The following is a 17,638-nucleotide window of genomic DNA, read 5'->3' as shown; positions in this document are numbered from 1 at the left end:
GGACCCGCGGGTCCGGCGCCTCGACGCATCCGGGACCGCCCGGGCACGTAGGAAAGTCCTACGCCGACCCGATTGATCGCTCGATCAGGCCGTCGACAACCGGGTGCCGCGTACCACGGCCACGATCGGCGGGCTGACTGCTACTCGCGGCACAGTTCTAGCCGGTAAGCGGTATGAAGAGCTCGATCCTGGCCCGGCTGCCTGTGGCGGGCTCCTAGCGCGCTGCGCCTCTCTCCCAGTCAACGCCGCGCCATCCAACGACTTTCCCGATTCTCTCTCAGCGATCGCAGGAAGAGCCCTGGTCGGACCGGTGACCCATCGATCCCGCGCTCCGGGGCCCCGCCACCGCACCCTCCTCGCCACTCGCGGCCGATGCTGCGCTGGACAGCCTTCCGAACCCGTTCTCACCGCTCATCGGGTTCGAGCGCACCGTGACCTACTGGGACGAGCAGGTGGCCAGCATCCTGGTCCTGCATGACACCTCCGCGCTGACCGGGCTCGTGGTCGCCCAACACCTGACGCGGCTCGCGTTGGGCCTCGCGCACCCGGCCGTCCGAGGGTGGGCCGTGCCAGCATCGACACCCGACCGCGGTCGGGTCCTGCCTGCTCCGCACCAACTTTCGGCAAGCCCCGGTCACCCGCCGGACCATTCCGACCCGGGCGCTCCTCGCCCCGTTCCCACCACACCGCCGTCCACCACGAGCTCGCCAACGAGGTTCTTGTCGGCTGCCCCGCGGCAGGCCCCGGCGGGCACGTCCGACACCTCAGCCCGGCTCCCACCGCACCGGGGAAAGTGCCCTTGCCGCAGGTGGACAGGTCGTGGCATACCCGGAACCGCAACGTCTCCGGAGCGAGTGCGGCGGCCCGGACCTCCCCAGACCCCGTGACGATTCACGCCGCGGCACGGCTCGACGTGAAAGGCTTCGGCATGGTTCCACGGATGCCCCCCGTACCAGCCGTTTCGGCGAGCAGGGTTGGGTCGGGACCCACCCGGCAGCTACCTGTCGTGACGACCGAAGATAACGTCACCCTTTCCGGTATGCGCCACGACCGGGTTCTGCAATTCCTCGTGGTGACTTCTCGACGAAGATCACACAATGGTGGAACAGAATTTTTCTCCCCGCCGGGACTTCAGTAACCTGCATCCGCGCCGCGCGGCCCCACCGATGGGGAAAGACCGCGGCAAGAGTGGGGTTCCCCTGCCGGGTTCCCTGCCACCGACGTCAGTCACTGGCGCGTCGGTCGTCGTTTCCCGCACGTTTCGAAGGAGAGCTCAATGCTCAAGAAGACCGCCGGCGTCGTGGCCGCCACTGCTGCCGGTCTGACGATGGCTTCCGCCCCGGCCATGGCTGGGGGGTACGGCCACCACGGTGAGATCGAGGACAACGACTGGAACGGTTCGATCAACCTGGTCGACGCCAACCAGATCCAGATCCCGATCTGCCTGGCGCAGAACAACGTCGGCGCGCTGGGCCTCGCGCTGCCGCTGCTCTCGCCGATGTTCATGGGTACCTGCGTTGAGTCCAAGGCGGTCCTGGAGAGCTGATCCTCCGTGGAAGGCGCTGGGCCATGACGGATCCAGCGCCTTCCACGTGCGGCAGCGGCGGTTACAGATCACCCCATCGAGCCATTTAGGCGGATGGTTGTACCGCCGATATTTCTTTCATAATTTTAATTCCGGTGCGCTTGAGAAACACGCGAGCGGACAGAAGCTCACAGCTCACGGGAGATCCCACTATGGTGGTAACCAATTTCTTCCCTCGGCCCTGGCTTTAGTAGCCTCACCGCTCGCCGGCCACCGATCACCACCGATCGGCGCACCGGTACCCATCTTCTTCGGTTGAGGGGTTCGCCGAACCCCTCGCCCGATCTCCTCGGCTCCGCAGCGTGGGCCGGGGCTCCCAGGACGAGGGAAATACGAAGGAGAGCGAAGTGCTCAAGAAGACCGTTGGCGTCGTTGCCGCCACCGCCGGCGCCCTCACCATGACGGCCGGGCCCGCGATGGCCGGCCACATCGACGCCGAGAGCAACGACTGGAACGGCTCGATCAACCTGCTGGACGCCAACCAGCTGCAGGTTCCCATCTGCTTCGCGCAGAACAACATCGGCGTGCTGGGTGCCGCGGTGCCGATCCTGTCCCCGATGTTCATGGGCACCTGCGCCAAGTCCACCGCGGTGATGACCGACGACATGCACGTCTACAAGGGCCACAAGAAGCACCACAAGCACCACCGGCGCTGACCTGGATCCGGTGCGGGGCGAGGGTTTCCTGGCTAGGCCTGAGCCCTTGCCCCGCGACCGGTGACAAGACCGGAACGGTGCGGTTGGCGAACCCCGACGCTGCGACGGGACTGCGTGCAGTACCGGCACGAACCACCGAGCACTGCCGCACTTCGTCAGTCGCGACGTCGTCCACCGGCTGCTGACCCTCCAGCCACCCACCATCGGCAGCCACGCCTCCCCCGCTACCGATAACCCGCCCGGTGAATGGCGAACCGCCCTCCCCAGCGGCCCACCCGCGAAGATTCCCAGGGCCTCCCACCCGCACCCGAGCCCAGCAAAGCCCAGCAAAGTTTTCCCTCTCACCCCTCTCGCGTTCGTTCTCCAACCGGACGCGATGTCACACAGCAAGGAGAGCGCAGTGCTCAAGAAGACCGTTGGCGTCGTTGCCGCCACCGCCGGCGCCCTCACCATGACGGCCGGGCCCGCGATGGCCGGCCACATCGACGCCGAGAGCAACGACTGGAACGGCTCGATCAACCTGGTCGACGCCAACCAGCTGCAGGTCCCGATCTGCCTGGCGCAGAACAACATCGGCGTGCTGGGTGCCGCGATCCCGGTCCTGTCCCCGATGTTCATGGGCACCTGCGCCGAGTCCACCGCGGTGATGACCGACGACATGCACCTCCACAAGGGCCACAAGAAGCACCACCGGCGCTGAGCCGAGACCGGTGCGGGGCAAGGGTTTCCGGTTTCTCACACGCCCTTGCCCCGCACTTGGTCACGAGGCCCGAACAGTGCGGTTGGCGAACCCCGACGCTGCGACGGGACTGCGGCAGTTACCGGAGTGAACTCCCCAAACACTGTCGCACTCCGTCAGTCGCGACGACGTCCACCGGCTGCTGACCCTCCAGCCACCCACCATCGGCAGCCACGCCTCCCCCGCTACCGATAACCCGCCCGGTGAATGGCGAACCGCCCTCCCCAGCGGCCCACCCGCGAAGATTCCCAGGGCCTCCCACCCGCACCCGAGCCCAGCAAAGCCCAGCAAAGTTTTCCCTCTCACCCCTCTCGCGTTCGTTCTCCAACCGGACGCGATGTCACACAGCAAGGAGAGCGCAGTGCTCAAGAAGACCGTTGGAGCCGCTGTCGCGACCGCCGGTGTCCTGACCATGACGGCCGGGCCCGCGATGGCCGGCCACATCGACGCCGAGAGCAACGACTGGAACGGCTCGATCAACCTGGTCGACGCCAACCAGGTCCAGATCCCGGTCTGCCTGGCGCAGAACAACGTCGGCGCGCTGATCGGGTTCGCCGTCCCGATCCTGTCCCCGATGTTCATGGGCACCTGCGCCGAGTCCACCGCGGTGATGACCGACGACATGCACCTCCACAAGGGCCACAAGAAGCACCACCGGCGCTGAGGTCGGCACGCCGGGAAAAGGGCGGGGGAGCGTGCTCCCCCGCCCTTTTCGTTATGCGCACAGATATCAATTCGGTCAACACTCCACCAGGTGATCGAGGAACGGCCATTCCGATGGTTGCACCGACTATCAACCAACGGGGAAAGCCCAGGTCAGGGGCGCCGATACCCACGATCGAGCGACTGGATTTTTGTTTTCGCCCCGATCCCGGTAATGTCACACCTGCCCACCGGTCCCGACCTTGAACGACCGTGGCGCATCTGTTCCGAGGGGACACCTCTCGGAATCCCCTACAGCAGACCTCGGAGACACCTGGCTCATTGTCGAGACGTGTGCCGAGGACTCCCAGAAAGAGGGAAAGAGGAGAGCTCAATGCTCAAGAAGACCGCTGGCGTCGTCGCCGCCACTGCTGCCGGTCTGGCGATGATGTCTGCCCCGGCCATGGCTGGGGGGTACGGCCACCACGGTGAGATCGAGGACAACGACTGGAACGGCGCGGTCAACATCCTGAACGCCAACCAGATCCAGATCCCGATCTGCGTCGCGCAGAACAACATCGGCGTGCTGGGTGCCGCGGTGCCGATCCTGTCCCCGATGTTCATGGGCACCTGCGCCGAGTCCAAGGCGGCCCTGGAGAGCTGAGACTCGCTTCGACCGGTGTCTCCCGGTTGAGGTGTCCCACGAGGCGGGGGCGCTGGGCTTGTGCCCGGCGCCCCTGTCTCTGTTCGTGGGCCGTTTCCGCGCGGCACAGCAGCGAGTCTGTGGTGGCATTTGTGCTCGAGCCCGTGTGGGGCCATTGAGCCTGGGACGGCCGGCTGTTTCCCTGCGGCTTCGGGAAGCAACGCCCTCCATCTCACGATGCCGGGAGGTCGGCGCCGAGGCGGTCACCGTCTGGCTGCTCGTCACCGATCATGAGGAAGGTGTGGTTCACCGCCGCCGACGGCGGGGGAAGTTTGCGGATGAGGTCACGCCCTCACCGCTCCGGCCCGCGGCGCTGTGGGTCAGTTCCCCGGTGCGGTGTCCAGGAACGTTCACCGAGTCTGCGCGAGTGCTGTCGCCAGGGGTGCGTGAGTGCTGCCAGCCTGTCGACGGTGAGTGGTCACCGCAGTGGTCGAACCGCAGTAACTGATTCGTGCGACAGCGCACCGCGGATCGCGAGGATCCTCCGGTCAGAGTGGGGGACGTGGCCGGTCATGTAGGGGCCGTGCTTCGCGCCGCAGCGATGAGCAGTCGAGCTCTTCTTCCCCGGGGCAAGGGGGATTTCGCTGCTACGAACCGAATCGGCGGTGTCGGGCGGCGTAGTCGCGGAGGGCGCGCAGGAAGTCCACCCGGCGGAAGGCCGGCCAGTACGCCTCGCAGAACCAGAACTCGGAGTGCGCGGACTGCCAGAGCAGGAACCCGCTCAGCCGTTGTTCGCCGGAGGTGCGGATGACCAGGTCCGGGTCGGGTTGGCCGGAGGTGTAGAGGTGCTCGGCGATGTGGTCGACATCGAGCACCTCGGCCAGCTCCTCGATCGTGGTGCCGGCCTCGGCGTGCCGGAGGAGGAGCTTGCGGACGGCGTCGGCGATCTCCTGCCGGCCGCCGTAGCCGACCGCCGCGTTCACCTGCATGCCGGCGCGGCCCTCGGTACGCAGTGCGGCGGCCGAGAGCCGAGCCGCGATCCCGGTGGGCAGCATCTCCATGGCACCCACGACACGCACCCGCCACGACGTGCCCGGTTCGGTGATCTCGTCGACGACGTCGGCGATGATCTCGAGCAGAGGCTGGAGTTCCTCGTCCGGCCGTTTGAGGTTGTCGGTGGCGAGCAGCCACAGGGTGACCACCTCGACGCCGGCCTCCCGGCACCAGGAGAGCAGGTCGGCGATGCGTTGGGCGCCCACCCGGTGGCCGTGGCTGACGTCGGTGAAGCCGGCCTCACGGGCCCAGCGGCGGTTGCCGTCCAGGATGACGCCCACGTGCCTGGGCCGCTGCGCGCCCTCCAGCTCGCGGCGCAGGCGCCGCTCGTAGAAGCCGTACAGCACGTCCTTGACTCGTGAACGCAACCCCACGTCAGGGCAGACTACGCCGACCGCCGCAGCCGCATTCGGGGACACTCGCCCTGCGCAGTCCGTCCGGTACGCACCGCGAGGAGGGCGGTGTCAGGGCCGATTGTGGTGTGCCGCTGCCAGCGGCGGGCCACCGGTTGGCGCGGTAAAGGTCGTTCCGTGATCCGGAAGACTCGGGGAGAGTGCGTAACCCGCTCTCTTTGCCGTGGAACCCGGATTTCGCCCCGTGTGCTGCCGAGCACAGAGCGGGGAAGCCCCACCTACGGTCCCGTAGCCTCGTGCTCGTGACCACCGCGACAGGGGCCGTCTGGCAGGGCGAAGGGCTGCAACCGATCCTGAAGCCACGGGCTCGTGGCTGGATCCACTTCTGGTCGTTCGTGGTGTCGGTGCTGGCCGGTGCCAGCCTGGTGTCGCTGGCGGGGACCACCGTCTCGGCGAAGGCCGCCCTCGGCACCGCCGTCTACGCGGTGACCGTCTGCGGGTTGTTCGGGGTGAGCGCCCTCTACCACCGCCGGAACTGGGCGAGCGCGGTCGCGCGGACGTGGATGAAGCGGCTCGACCACTCGATGATCTTCGTGTTCATCGCGGGGACGTACACGCCCTTCTCGCTGCTGGCGATGCCCGCCCACACCGGGGCGATCGTGCTGGCCGTGGTGTGGGCCGGCGCGCTGGCCGGGGTGACGCTCAAGCTGGCCTGGCCGCACGCGCCGCGCTGGCTCGGGGTGCCGATCTACGTCGCGCTGGGCTGGGTGGCGGTGTTCGTGCTGCCGCAGCTACTGCACCACGTCGGTGTGACCGCGCTGGTGCTGCTGCTCGTGGGCGGCGTGTTGTACACGGCGGGCGCGGTCTTCTACGCCTCCCGCTGGCCGGACCCGTGGCCGAAGGTGTTCGGGTACCACGAGTTCTTCCACGCGGCCACGGTCGTGGCCGCCATCTGCCACTACATCGCGATCTGGTTCGCGCTCTACCCCTGACCTGCGGCTCGTCATCTCGTTGACCTCGCTGGACGTCAGGTCATCGCAGACTCACCAGCCCTCCCGGACCCGGTTGGTCTCAATCCCCCACCGGCTTGAGGCCAGTGAGGGTTTGAGAGGTTCTGACGGGGCGCATCGGCAAGGGTGCCGCGCTGGCCCGAGCTGACGATCAACTTTTCCGGCCGTCGGTCCGGTCCGGCTACGCCGGCGACGCCGGACGGTCCTGCACGGCGACCAGGGACTTGGTCAGGCCCAGCACCCGCTCGTGCCAGATCGTGGACTTCGGGAAGAGCAGCCGCATCTCGGTCAGCGACAGCAGTTCGGTGCCGAGCACCGCGTCCACCGCATTGTGGTGATCAGGTGCCTTACCGTGTGAGAGTGGCCAGTGTCGCGCCGCTACGGTTTGCAACCGCACCGGCAGGAACTGCATGCCGGGAAACGCCCAATGCGGCTCGATCGGAAAGAACCGGTACGGTGTCTGCACCCAGTGCAGGTCGGCGTACTCGTGAATCACCGACGCCAATGCGCGGCGACGTGCGTATCCGCCGACGTGTTCCAGCAGGCTGTTGGACACCACCAGGTCAAAGCGCTCACCCCGGAGGCTGTTCGGGGCGCAGGCATCATCGACGACGTGGCGCAACCACGGCGCGGTCACCTCGGCGTCAGCGATGTTCACCGTGACGACCTGCGCGGGATGCTGGGGAACCGTGCGCCAGAACGAGGGCAGGCCACCGAGGTCGAGTACCCGCATCGCGGACAGGTCGGGGAACCGGGAGATGAACTCCCGCCAGCGCTTCGCCCTGGCTCTCGCCGACAGTGATCTCGGATTGTTCGGTTCGGTCAACCACTGCTGCAATCTCCAGGTCGCGTTCATGAACTCCCCCGTCAACGCAGACTTCAACGCCATGTGTCCGCCGTCGGAGGAGGGACGTGTCTCGGCCACGCTCATGACGGAGGGCTCCCCGAGGCCCGGGCCGGGTCGGCCCCGGGCGGGACAGAGCGCTCCGCGCCCTGTCTGGAACCACCTTGTCAAGTGCGCGAGCCTGCACTGTGGACAACCCCTCGAGCCTGTGGATAGCCCTTTGACCCGCGCTTTTACTGATCACTAAGCTCGACGCGGGGCGCGAGCCCCCGGTGAGGGCGGGGGTATGGCCACCGCTGGTGAAGGCGCGCTCGGTCACCGGGAGCGGGCTCAGCCGGTCAGTTCCTGGCGGAGCTCGGCGACCGAGGTGACCGGGCGGTGGCAGACGTAGCCGCGGCACACGTATGCCGCGGGCTGCCCGTCGACCAACGGCCGGTCCGCGAGCAACGGCACTCCGGGGGCGTCCGGCGCACCGGCCACCACCACGGCACCCCCGGGTGCCGCACCGCGTGCCGCCGCCACCAGTTCCCCCGCCGCCGGGCCCTCCCCGGCCACGGCCACCTGGAGCGGCCCGTGCTGGACGGCTTCGGCCGCGGTGAGCCAGTGCCCGGCGAACCGGGGTGCCCGCGCCGCGAGCAGCCCCGACCGTCCCAACGCCGCCTCGGCGACCTCCCGGTACCGGTTGGCTCGCTCCGGGCCGGCTAGCGCTGAAGCGGCCACCAACGCGGCGGTCACCGCGGAGGCGCCGGCGGGGCTGGCGGTGTCGGCCGGGTCGGAGGGTCGCTGCACGAGGGCCTCGGCGTCGTGGGCGGTGTCGTGGAACGCGCCCGGGGCGTCCGGCCGCGCGAACCGCCCCAGCGCGGCGTCGAGCACCGCGCATGCCCGGTCCAGCCAGCGTGCCTCGCCGGTTGTCTGGTGCAGGGTGAGCAGTCCCTCGGCCATGCAGCCGTGGTCCTCCAGCACCGCTTCGGCGGCGCCCACGACCCCGTCCCGCGAGCTGCGGCGCAGCCGGCCATCCACCAGGTGGCGCTCGGTGACCAGCTCGGCCGCGGCCACCGCGGCGGCCACCCACTCCGGTCGCTCCAGGGCCGTACTCGCCTCGGCGAGCGCGGTGACGGCCAGCCCGTTCCACGCCGTGACCACCTTGTCGTCCCGGCCGGGCTGGGGGCGCCGGAACCGGGCCTGGAACAACGTCGAGCGGGCGCGTTCCCAGCGGCCCACGTCCCCCGGATCCTCCGGGAGCTGCAGGGTGGAGGTCCCGTGCTCGAACGTGCCCTCCTCGGTGACGGTGAACAGGCGCGCGGCCCAGCGCCCGTCCTCCTCCCCCAGTTCCTCGACCAGCTGCTCGGGGGTCCACACGTAGGTCAGGCCCTCGACACCGTCGGTGTCGGCGTCCAGTGAGGCGGCGAACCCGCCCTCCTGGGTGCGCAGGTCGCGGAGCAGGAACCCCGCGGTCTCCTCGGCAACGCGCCGGGCCAGTGCCGATCCGGTGCACCGTGCCAGGTGGGCGTAGACGCGGAGCAGCAGCGCGTTGTCGTACAGCATCTTCTCGAAGTGCGGCACCACCCATGCCGCGTCGACGCTGTACCGGGCGAAACCGCCGGCGAGCTGGTCGTACATGCCGCCGCGGGCCATTGCCTCGCAGGTGGCGTCCACCATGGCCAGCGCGGTGTCGGAGCCGGTGCGCTCGTGGTGGCGCAGCAGGAACTCCAGCACCATGGACGGCGGGAACTTGGGTGCGCCGCCGAAGCCGGCGTTGCCCGGGTCGAACTCCCCACGTAGCCGGGCCACGGCGTCCTCGAGCACCTGCTCGTCCATGGTGGACACCGGCAGCGGGTGGTCGTGGGTGGTGAGTTGCTCCACCACGTGCCTCGCCGCGGAGCGCACCTCCGCGCCGCGCTCCTGCCACGCGTCGTGCACCGCCTCGAGCAGCTGCCGGAACGACGGCATGCCGTGCAGGGGCGTGGGCGGGTAGTAGGTGCCGCAGTGGAACGGCTCGCCGTCGGGGGTCAGGAAGCAGGTCATCGGCCATCCGCCCTGCCCGGTCATGGCCTGGGTGGCGCCCATGTAGACGGCGTCGACGTCCGGCCGTTCCTCCCGGTCCACCTTGACGTTGACGAAGTGGGCGTTCATCAGTTCGGCCAGCTCGTCGTCCTCGAACGACTCGTGCGCCATCACGTGGCACCAGTGGCAGGCCGCGTAGCCGACGGACAGCAGCACCGGGACGTCCCGCCGCCGCGCCTCGTCGAACGCGGCCGGGCACCACGGCCACCAGTCGACCGGGTTGTCCGCGTGCTGCAGCAGGTAGGGGCTGGTGGAGTCGGCTAGCCGGTTCGCCATGTCCCCAGCCTCCCAGCCCGGCCGGCGAGATGCAGCTTCCCCGGCCGACACTGGGGGTGTGGAGCTGAGGATCCCGGACCGCTCGCTGGTGGTGCTGATGGGTGCCGCCGGGTCGGGCAAGTCGACGTTCGCGCACCGCCACTTCACACCGACCCAGGTGCTGTCCAGCGACGCCTTCCGGGCGATGGTCGCCGACGACCCCGGCGACCAGACCGCCACGCTGGACGCCTTCGACCTGCTGCACCGTGCCGTGGGCAAGCGGCTCGCGGTCGGCCGGCTGACCGTGGTCGACGCGACCAACGTCGAGCGGCGGGCACGGGAGCCGCTGGTGCGGCTGGGCCGACAGCACGACGTGTCCCGGGTCGCGGTGGTGCTGGCGTTGCCCGAGGAGGTGTGCCGGGTCCGCGCCACCGGCCGGGTGGCCCGCCCGGTCGAGGCCGACGTGGTGCGGCGGCAGATCGAGCTGCTGCGTGGTGCGGTGGACGGGCTGCCCGGCGAGGGTTTCAAGATCGTGCACGTGCTGAGTACGGTCGAGGAGGTCGACGCGGCACGGGTCGTGGTGGAACCACTGCCCAACGACCGGCGGGCCGACACCGGGCCGTTCGATGTCATCGGCGACGTCCATGGCTGCCGGGCCGAGCTGGAGGAGTTGTTGGAGCGGCTCGGCTGGGTGCTACGTCGGGACGCCGGCGGCCGCGCGGTGGGAGCCTGGCACCCGGAGGGGCGGCAGGCCGTGTTCCTCGGCGACCTGGTGGACCGCGGACCGGACGTGCCCGGGGTGCTGCGGCTGGTCATGGGGATGGTGGACGCCGGGTTGGCTCTGGTGGTGCGGGGCAACCACGACGACAAGCTCGCCCGCGCTCTGGCGGGCCGGGCGGTGCAGGTGCGGCACGGGCTGGCCGAGTCACTGGAGCAGTTGGACACCGAGAGCGCGGAGTTCCGCGAGCGCGTACGGGAGTTCTGTGCCGGGCTGCAGCCCCACTACCTGCTCGACGGCGGCCGCCTGGTGGTGGCGCACGCGGGTCTGCCGCAGCGGTTCCACGGCAAGGAGTCGAACCGGGTGCGCAGTTTCGCGCTCTACGGCGACGCACGGGGTGAGGTCGACGAGCACGGGCTGCCGATCCGGCTGCCCTGGTACCGCGACTACCACGGCCCGGCGATGGTGCTGTACGGGCACACTCCGGTCGCGCGGGCGGAGTGGGTGAACAACACGATGTGCCTGGACACCGGCTGCGTGTTCGGCGGCTCACTCACCGCCCTGCGCTACCCGGAGCGGGAAGTCGTCTCGGTGCTGGCGCACCGGGTCTGGTCGCAGCCGACCAGCCCGCTCGTCCCGGAGTACCCGGAGCCAAGACCGCTGGGATGAACCGAGTGCTGGGACGGCGCCGGACGGGCCGGAGCCGCGCCGTGAGTGGCACGGTGGGCGACCGGCAGAGCCAACCCGGTGTCATCCGACCGGATGAGGGGATTGGTGTGGCCCGTCCATCGCCATGGCCGCCATGGATGGCGGGCCACATCAAGTCGTGGGTCACCAGCGCACCTAGTTGATCTTGGTTTCGACCCTGGGTGACTGGCATGCCAGGACCCGGTGGTGCTGCTCGGCCGCGGCCCCGGCCGACAGCTTCAGCCCTTGCTCGGCTGGTCCGGGCCGTCGCCCGTGTCCTCCTTCGGACCGCCTTCCTTGCCCGTCTCCTCCGTCGGCTCCTCGAAGCTCGCCGGGACCCGACGCAGGTGCTTGGTCATCGAGCGGACCAGGAGCGCGACCGCGATGAAGAACAGGATCAACAGCAGCAGTCCGACCGGGGAGGACTTGCCGAAGTCCTCCCCGCGTCCGCCGGGCTCGGTGGGGGTAGGAGTGGGGCTGGGTTGCTGGACGAGCGCGATCGACTCCGGCACGGGCGAGCCGGCCGACAACAGTGCGCCGACGCCGGGGCCGCTCATGCGACCCGCACCTTCTCCCGAACGCCGGCGAACAGGTCGTCCTCCGGCAACGTGGTGTCCACCAGGGAGCGCACCAGCTCGTACTCCTCGGTCGGCCACACCTCGCGCTCCAGTTCGCGCGGCACCGCGAACCAGCGGCTGTCCGGGTCGATCTGGGTGGCGTGCGCCTTGAGCGCGTCGTCGCGCTGGTCGAAGTAGTCCGCGCACTCGACGCGTGTGGTCACCCGCTCCAGGACGTCGGCCCGGTCCGGGTCCCACCGGTTGAGCCAGTCGCCGTAGGGCGAGTCCAGGCCGCGGGCCTGCAACGCCTCGTGGAAGGCGGTGAGCTTGGCCCGGGAGAAGCCGTGCGAGTAGTAGAGCTTCAGCGGTTGCCAGGGCTCGCCCGCCGCCGGGAACCGGTCGGGGTCGCCGCAGGCGTCGAACGCGGCGACCGAGACCTCGTGGCAGCGGATGTGGTCCGGGTGCGGGTAGCCGCCGTTCTCGTCGTAGGTGATCACCACGTGCGGGCGGAACTCCCGCATGACCCGCACCAGGGCCGCCGTGGACTCGGCCAGCGGTGCCACGGCGAAGCAGTCCTCCGGCAGCGGCGGAAGCGGGTTGCCCTCGGGCAGGCCGGAGTCGACGAAGCCCAGCCAGTGGTGCCGGACCCCGAGGATCTTGGCCGCGCTGGCCATCTCCTCGCGCCGGACCGTGGTCAGGTTCGTGGCCACCTCGGGCCGATCCATCTTCGGATTGAGGATGCTGCCCCGCTCCCCACCGGTGCAGGTGACCACCATCACGTCGTGGCCCTCGGCCACGTAGCGGGCGGTCGTTGCCGCTCCCTTGCTGGACTCGTCGTCCGGGTGCGCGTGCACCGTCATCAGACGCAGCTTCTCGGCCATCGGTGACCGGTGTCCCTCCTCCCCGTGCCGGGCCGGGCGCGGGACGCGCGGCGGCACGGGAGATACTCGGCGTGTTGGACTTGGGCGTCGGCCCATATTGTCCCCGTTGCCACGACTCTTCGGCGTTGGGAGGTCCGGACGGCCCGTGGCCGAGATCGACGACAGCACCCCGCCGGGCGGCAGCCCGGCCGCGCTCGCCGACCGCTACGGCCGGCGGGCGGGCCGGCGCGGCCCGCGTTGGCTCTACCCGGTGTTGCTCGGGGTGGTCGTGGTCATCGGCGCGGTCGTTTCGTTCGTCACGTATCGAAACCTCGGTCCACCCCCGATCGAGGGAAAGCAGGTCGCTTTCCGTGTCATTGCCGACGACAGGGTGGAGATCAGTTTCGAGGTGCGTCGGGACCGTCCGCGGGATGCCGCGTTCTGCATTGTGCGCGCGCGTGCACAGGACGGGGACGAGGCGGGCCGCAAGGAAGTACTGGTCGCACCGGGCGAGCGACAGACGGTGACGACGACGCTGCTCAGGACGGCCAAGCGGGCCGTCACGGGGGAGGTGTTCGGCTGCTCGTACCAGGTTCCTGCATACTTGTCGAGCGAGCCGCGGCCAAGCGGGTGAAAGGCGGCTCCGAGAGGCCCTGTCCGCGCTTTTTTCGGACACGGGTCGTTGTCTACGTGTTACTCTCGCCGTCAGCACGGCCCCGCTGCGGGCCGTGTTTTTCCGTTCCAGGCGGGCACCCGCCCGGAACCTGCCGACCCGCAACCGCGGGCCCGGAGTCGACGAGGAGTGGTGACCGTGAGCGAGACCCAGGTGACCTGGCTGACCCAGGAGGCTTACGACCGGCTCAAGACCGAGCTGGAGGAGCTCATCGCCAATCGCCCGGCCATCGCCGCGGAGATCAACGCGCGCCGCGAGGAGGGCGACCTCAAGGAGAACGGCGGCTACCACGCCGCGCGCGAGGAGCAGGGCCGGCAGGAGTCGAGGATCCGGCAGCTGCAGCAGCTGCTGAGGACCGCCAAGGTCGGCGAGGCCCCCACCGAGTCGGGTGTCGCTCACCCCGGCAGCGTCGTCACCATCCGCTACGAGGACGACGACGAGACCGAGACCTTCCTGCTCGCCGCCCGCGAGGAGGGCTCGCACGGCAACCTGGAGGTCTACTCCCCCAACTCGCCGCTGGGCTCGGCCCTGGTGGGTGCCAAGGAGGGCGAGACCCGGGAGTACGAGCTGCCCAACGGCGGCACCATGAAGGTGACCCTGCTCAAGGCGGAACCGTACCGCGGCTGAGCCACCGGGCCGGCACCGTCGGCCTGCTCGATCTTCCCCGATGTGACGCGGGACCCGCGCCGGGTGCGCGGGTCCCGCGTCACATCCGCGGCCGGGAATCGCCAGATACTCAGGCACAGCAGGGAATTCCTCGATGCCCTGACGTCCCGGGGCGCCCGTCACCCCATCCTGCGGGCCATCATCCCGGAGCTGCGGCCCCGTGCGGACGTACCCCGCAGACCAACCCCGGCTGTCCACAGGCCAGCGATCTGTCCACAGTGCACGATCGTACTGTTGACCTGCGGTGTTGCTGATCACTACGCTCGACTTGGGCTCGCGAGACCCTGGGAGGGCGGGGGCGTGCCTTCCCACTGAGTGCGGCAAAAACGCGAGCGCCTTTCTGACTTCCACGCACCACCCCCTGTCGGGTCACGGCTCTTCGCTGGTGTCCAGCGCACGCTCCAGCAAGGGTCGGACCCGGTGCGGAATCGGCGTGGACAACGCGATCGACGTCGATGTCCGCATCACACCCTCCACATCGACCACCTCGTCGATCACGCGTTGCAGGTCGGCGTTGGACCGTGCCACCATCCGCACCAGCAGGTCACCCTGCCCCGTCGTGGCGTGCACCTCGCACACCTCGTCGATCGCTGCCAGTCGCTCCGCCACCGCGCCACGCCGCCCCTGCGCGATCTCCAGCACCGCGAAGGCGGTCAGGCCGTACCCCATCGCGGCCAGGTCCAGTTCCGGCGGGAAGCCCCGGAGCACACCGCGACGGACCAGCCGATCCAGGCGGGCCTGCACCGTCCCCCGGGCCACGCCGAGCCGCCGCGAGCACTCCAGCACCCCCAGCCGCGGCTCGTCGGTCAGCAGGAGCAGCAGCCGGGCGTCGAGCTCGTCGACGGCCCCGCTGTCGGCCGCACTGGGAGCCATGTCACACCTCCTGGGCAGTCTGCCCACCTTGCCGGGTGAGAACCCGGATCTACCGATCATGTTGTCCAGTCATTCTGCCGTCCCTTGCCCAGCTTGCCCGGTGGATCCATGCTGCGGCCAGACACCGGGGCCGGGTGAGCGATCCGCCCGGACAGGCATGGGGAGGGCACCATGACCGAGATGATCAACCGCGCGAGCGGGGTCGACGATGTCGACCTGAACCAGCTCAAACAGCTGGTCGGGCTGGTCGACTACGACGAGTCGAAGGACCCGTTCCCGGTCCGCGCGATGGACGCGGTGGTCTTCGTCGTCGGCAACGCCACCCAGATGGCGCTCTACTACCAGTGGGCGTTCGGTATGGAGCAGGTCGGCTACTCCGGACCGGAGACCGGCAACCGCGACCACAAGGCGTTCGTCCTGAAGTCGGGCTCCGCCCGGTTCGTGATCAAGGGCGGCGTGGCCGCGGACAGCCCGCTGCTCGACCACCACCGTAGGCACGGCGACGGCGTGGTGGACCTGGCGTTGGAAGTGACCGACGTCGACAAGTGCATCGCGCACGCACGCGCCCAGGGCGCCACCATCCTCGAGGAGCCGCACGACGTCTCCGACGAGCACGGCACGGTCCGGATCGCCGCGATCGCCGCATACGGTGAGACCCGGCACACCCTGGTCGACCGGTCCCGGTACCAGGGCGTCTACCTGCCGGGCTACGTGGAGCGGCGCGGGCGGTACGTCAAGCCCGCGGGGGCACCGAAGCGGCTGTTCCAGGCGGTCGACCACTGCGTGGGCAACGTCGAGCTCGGTCGCATGGACGAGTGGGTGGCGTTCTACAACCGCGTCATGGGCTTCGTGAACATGGCCGAGTTCGTCGGCGACGACATCGCCACCGAGTACTCGGCGCTGATGAGCAAGGTGGTCGCCAACGGCAACCACCGCGTGAAGTTCCCGCTCAACGAGCCCGCGATCGCGCGGAAGAAGTCCCAGATCGACGAGTACCTGGAGTTCTACGGCGGGCCCGGCTGCCAGCACATTGCGTTGGCCACCAACGACATTCTGGCCACGGTGGACAACATGCGCGCCGCGGGCGTGGAGTTCCTCGACACTCCGGACTCCTACTACGAGGACCCGGAGCTGCGGGCCCGCATCGGCAAGGTGCGGGTCCCGATCGAGGAGCTGAAGAAGCGGGGCATCCTGGTCGACCGCGACGAGGACGGCTACCTGCTGCAGATCTTCACCAAGCCCATCGGCGACCGGCCGACGGTCTTCTACGAGCTGATCGAACGGCACGGCTCGCTCGGGTTCGGAAAGGGCAACTTCAAGGCGCTCTTCGAGGCCATCGAGCGCGAGCAGGAGCGGCGCGGGAACCTCTGACGACCGCAGCGGGCCGGTCGGGGCTGGTCTCCCATGAGGCTGGGGCCTGCCGCCGGTGGTGGGTGAACACGCTGACTCCTCGATTCGGGTCGGACCGTGTGTCCCCGCCACCGGCTGCCCAGCTCGCCACCGGCAGGTGAGCCATCGCCTCCCGGGAGGCCCTCAGGGCAGCTCGGTGACGGTGTGTCCGGCGGTGCGCAGCGCGGAGACGACCTCGTGGCGGTGGTCGGGTCCCCGCGTCTCCAGGTTGATCGCGACCTCGACCTCACCGAGGGCGAGTGCACCGGAGACCCGCGAGTGCTCCACGTCCAGCACATTCGCCCCCAGCTCGCCGACCCGGGTCAGCAGCGCGGCCAGCGAGCCCGGCTCGTCCGGGATGCGCACGCTCATCGCCAGATACCGCCCGCTGGCCGTCATTCCGTGCTCGATGACGTGCAACAACAGCAACGGATCGATGTTGCCGCCGGAGAGCACGACGACCACGGGCGCCGGGAACTGGCCGGGACTGCGCAGCACAGCGGCCACCGCGGCCGCACCCGCCGGCTCCACCACCAGCTTCGCGCGCTCCAGGCACAGCAGGAGTCCCTCGGACAACGCCTCCTCGTCCACCAACACGACGTCGTCGACGAGCCGGGAGACGTGCGCATAGGTGAGCGGGCCCGGCTCCGGCACCGCGATCCCGTCCGCCATGGTGTGGGTTTCGCCCAGCCGCACCGGATGGCCGGCCGCGAGCGAGGGCGGCCACGCCGCCGCACCCGCGGCCTGCGCCGCCACCACCCGCGCCGCGGGCCGGAGTCGCTTCACCGCGGCCGCGATCCCACTGACCAGCCCGCCGCCCCCGGTGGGCACGACGACGGTGCCGACGTCCGGAAGCTGCTCGAGGATCTCCAGCCCCACCGTGCCCTGACCAGCCACGACGTCCGGGTGGTCGAAGGGGTGGACCAGTTCCGCACCGGTGCGCTCGGCGAACTCGCACGCCACGGCCAGCGCATCCGCCAGCCCCGCCCCGTGCGGGTACACGTCGGCGCCGTAGCCGCGAGTGGCCGCCAGCTTCGGCAGCGGCGCCCGCTCCGGCATGAACACGGTCGACTTGATACCGAGCAACGACGCGGCCAGTGCCACCCCCTGCGCGTGGTTGCCAGCACTGGCGGCCACCACACCGCGAGCACGCTCCGCGTCGCCGAGCCCGTGCAGCCGGACGTAGGCCCCGCGGATCTTGAACGAGCCGGTGCGTTGCAGGTTCTCGCACTTCAGGAACACCGGAACGCCGGCCCGCCGTTCCAGTGCGCGGGAGTACTCCAGCGGAGTCCGGCGGACCACGTCGGTGAGCAGTTCCCGTGCGGCACGGACCCGGTCGAGGCTGACGAGCTGGTCCATATGCCCATGGTG

16 protein-coding genes and 1 pseudogene are annotated in these 17,638 nt (G+C 69.7%); 10 read left to right on the top strand and 7 right to left on the bottom strand.

The genetic code is table 11. The annotated features are described in order from the left end of the window. Positions 1-1,276 precede the first annotated feature (1,276 nt). The 5 genes from IEY55_RS21445 to IEY55_RS21425 all read left to right on the top strand — a co-directional run bounded on the left by IEY55_RS21445 (position 1,277) and on the right by IEY55_RS21425 (position 4,286). Complete coding sequence (locus tag IEY55_RS21445) at positions 1,277-1,546, top strand: hypothetical protein (RefSeq protein ID WP_189060313.1); 270 nt, start codon at positions 1,277-1,279, stop codon at positions 1,544-1,546. Positions 1,547-1,932: 386 nt separating this feature from the next. Then, positions 1,933-2,241, top strand: coding sequence for a hypothetical protein (locus IEY55_RS21440; protein ID WP_189060312.1), 309 nt, complete (start codon positions 1,933-1,935; stop codon positions 2,239-2,241). 400 nt (positions 2,242-2,641) lie between these two features. Continuing rightward, on the top strand, positions 2,642-2,941 hold the full coding sequence (locus tag IEY55_RS21435) for a hypothetical protein (protein WP_189060311.1): 300 nt from the start codon (positions 2,642-2,644) through the stop codon (positions 2,939-2,941). 400 nt (positions 2,942-3,341) lie between these two features. Next, a complete protein-coding gene (locus tag IEY55_RS21430) occupies positions 3,342-3,644 on the top strand; it encodes a hypothetical protein (protein ID WP_189060310.1) in 303 nt (100 codons plus the stop codon). 372 nt (positions 3,645-4,016) lie between these two features. After that, positions 4,017-4,286 carry a hypothetical protein gene (locus tag IEY55_RS21425; RefSeq protein WP_189060309.1) on the top strand — a complete coding sequence of 90 codons (270 nt, stop codon included), beginning with the start codon at positions 4,017-4,019 and terminating at the stop codon, positions 4,284-4,286. A 626-nt stretch (positions 4,287-4,912) separates the two neighbouring features. Here IEY55_RS21425 and IEY55_RS21420 read toward each other — a convergent pair. Continuing rightward, entirely contained in the window at positions 4,913-5,692 is a 780-nt protein-coding gene (locus IEY55_RS21420) for an isoprenyl transferase (protein ID WP_189060308.1), read from the bottom strand. A 281-nt stretch (positions 5,693-5,973) separates the two neighbouring features. Between IEY55_RS21420 and trhA the strand changes: the two genes are divergently transcribed. Continuing rightward, complete coding sequence (trhA, locus tag IEY55_RS21415) at positions 5,974-6,663, top strand: PAQR family membrane homeostasis protein TrhA (protein WP_229686610.1); 690 nt, start codon at positions 5,974-5,976, stop codon at positions 6,661-6,663. Positions 6,664-6,862: 199 nt separating this feature from the next. Here the strand turns inward: trhA and IEY55_RS21410 are convergent, their stop codons facing one another. Together IEY55_RS21410 and IEY55_RS21405 are read right to left on the bottom strand one after the other, a co-directional pair. After that, the gene (locus IEY55_RS21410; protein ID WP_229686609.1) at positions 6,863-7,612 is read right to left on the bottom strand and encodes a class I SAM-dependent methyltransferase; all 750 of its coding nucleotides are present in this window, start codon (positions 7,610-7,612) and stop codon (positions 6,863-6,865) included. A 243-nt stretch (positions 7,613-7,855) separates the two neighbouring features. Continuing rightward, complete coding sequence (locus IEY55_RS21405; protein ID WP_189060307.1) at positions 7,856-9,865, bottom strand: thioredoxin domain-containing protein; 2,010 nt, start codon at positions 9,863-9,865, stop codon at positions 7,856-7,858. Between the two features lie 58 nt (positions 9,866-9,923). On the opposite strand from IEY55_RS21405, the pseudogene IEY55_RS21400 reads away from it, so the two are divergent. After that, positions 9,924-11,228: pseudogene (locus tag IEY55_RS21400) on the top strand (AAA family ATPase); the annotation flags it as partial. A gap of 260 nt (positions 11,229-11,488) precedes the next feature. On the opposite strand, the gene IEY55_RS21395 reads toward IEY55_RS21400, so the two are convergent. Next, positions 11,489-11,806, bottom strand: a complete 318-nt coding sequence (locus IEY55_RS21395; protein WP_229686608.1) for a hypothetical protein — start codon at positions 11,804-11,806, stop codon at positions 11,489-11,491. Next, positions 11,803-12,687 (bottom strand): mycothiol conjugate amidase Mca, encoded by an 885-nt coding sequence (gene mca / locus IEY55_RS21390; RefSeq protein ID WP_189060305.1) that lies wholly within the window; start codon positions 12,685-12,687, stop codon positions 11,803-11,805. The genes IEY55_RS21395 and mca overlap by 4 nt, the downstream gene beginning before the upstream one ends. Before the next feature lie 145 nt (positions 12,688-12,832). On the opposite strand from mca, the gene IEY55_RS21385 reads away from it, so the two are divergent. Together IEY55_RS21385 and greA are read left to right on the top strand one after the other, a co-directional pair. Then, complete coding sequence (locus IEY55_RS21385; RefSeq protein WP_229686607.1) at positions 12,833-13,300, top strand: DUF4307 domain-containing protein; 468 nt, start codon at positions 12,833-12,835, stop codon at positions 13,298-13,300. A gap of 177 nt (positions 13,301-13,477) precedes the next feature. Then, entirely contained in the window at positions 13,478-13,966 is a 489-nt protein-coding gene (greA, locus tag IEY55_RS21380) for a transcription elongation factor GreA (RefSeq protein WP_189060304.1), read from the top strand. Positions 13,967-14,374: 408 nt separating this feature from the next. On the opposite strand, the gene IEY55_RS21375 is transcribed toward greA, so the two are convergent. After that, entirely contained in the window at positions 14,375-14,878 is a 504-nt protein-coding gene (locus IEY55_RS21375) for an Lrp/AsnC family transcriptional regulator (protein ID WP_189060303.1), read from the bottom strand. Positions 14,879-15,049: 171 nt separating this feature from the next. Between IEY55_RS21375 and hppD the strand changes: the two genes are divergently transcribed. Beyond that, on the top strand, positions 15,050-16,249 hold the full coding sequence (gene hppD, locus IEY55_RS21370) for a 4-hydroxyphenylpyruvate dioxygenase (protein ID WP_189060302.1): 1,200 nt from the start codon (positions 15,050-15,052) through the stop codon (positions 16,247-16,249). 162 nt (positions 16,250-16,411) lie between these two features. Here hppD and ilvA read toward each other — a convergent pair whose 3' ends face one another. After that, positions 16,412-17,626, bottom strand: a complete 1,215-nt coding sequence (gene ilvA / locus IEY55_RS21365) for a threonine ammonia-lyase (protein ID WP_189060301.1) — start codon at positions 17,624-17,626, stop codon at positions 16,412-16,414. Positions 17,627-17,638: the final 12 nt, after the last annotated feature.

Origin of the sequence: Longimycelium tulufanense, from assembly GCF_014645795.1 — a bacterium.
GTDB lineage: Bacteria > Actinomycetota > Actinomycetes > Mycobacteriales > Pseudonocardiaceae > Longimycelium > Longimycelium tulufanense.
Note: the sequence above shows the minus strand (reverse complement) of the source record. Positions and strands in the feature narration are given on the sequence as shown.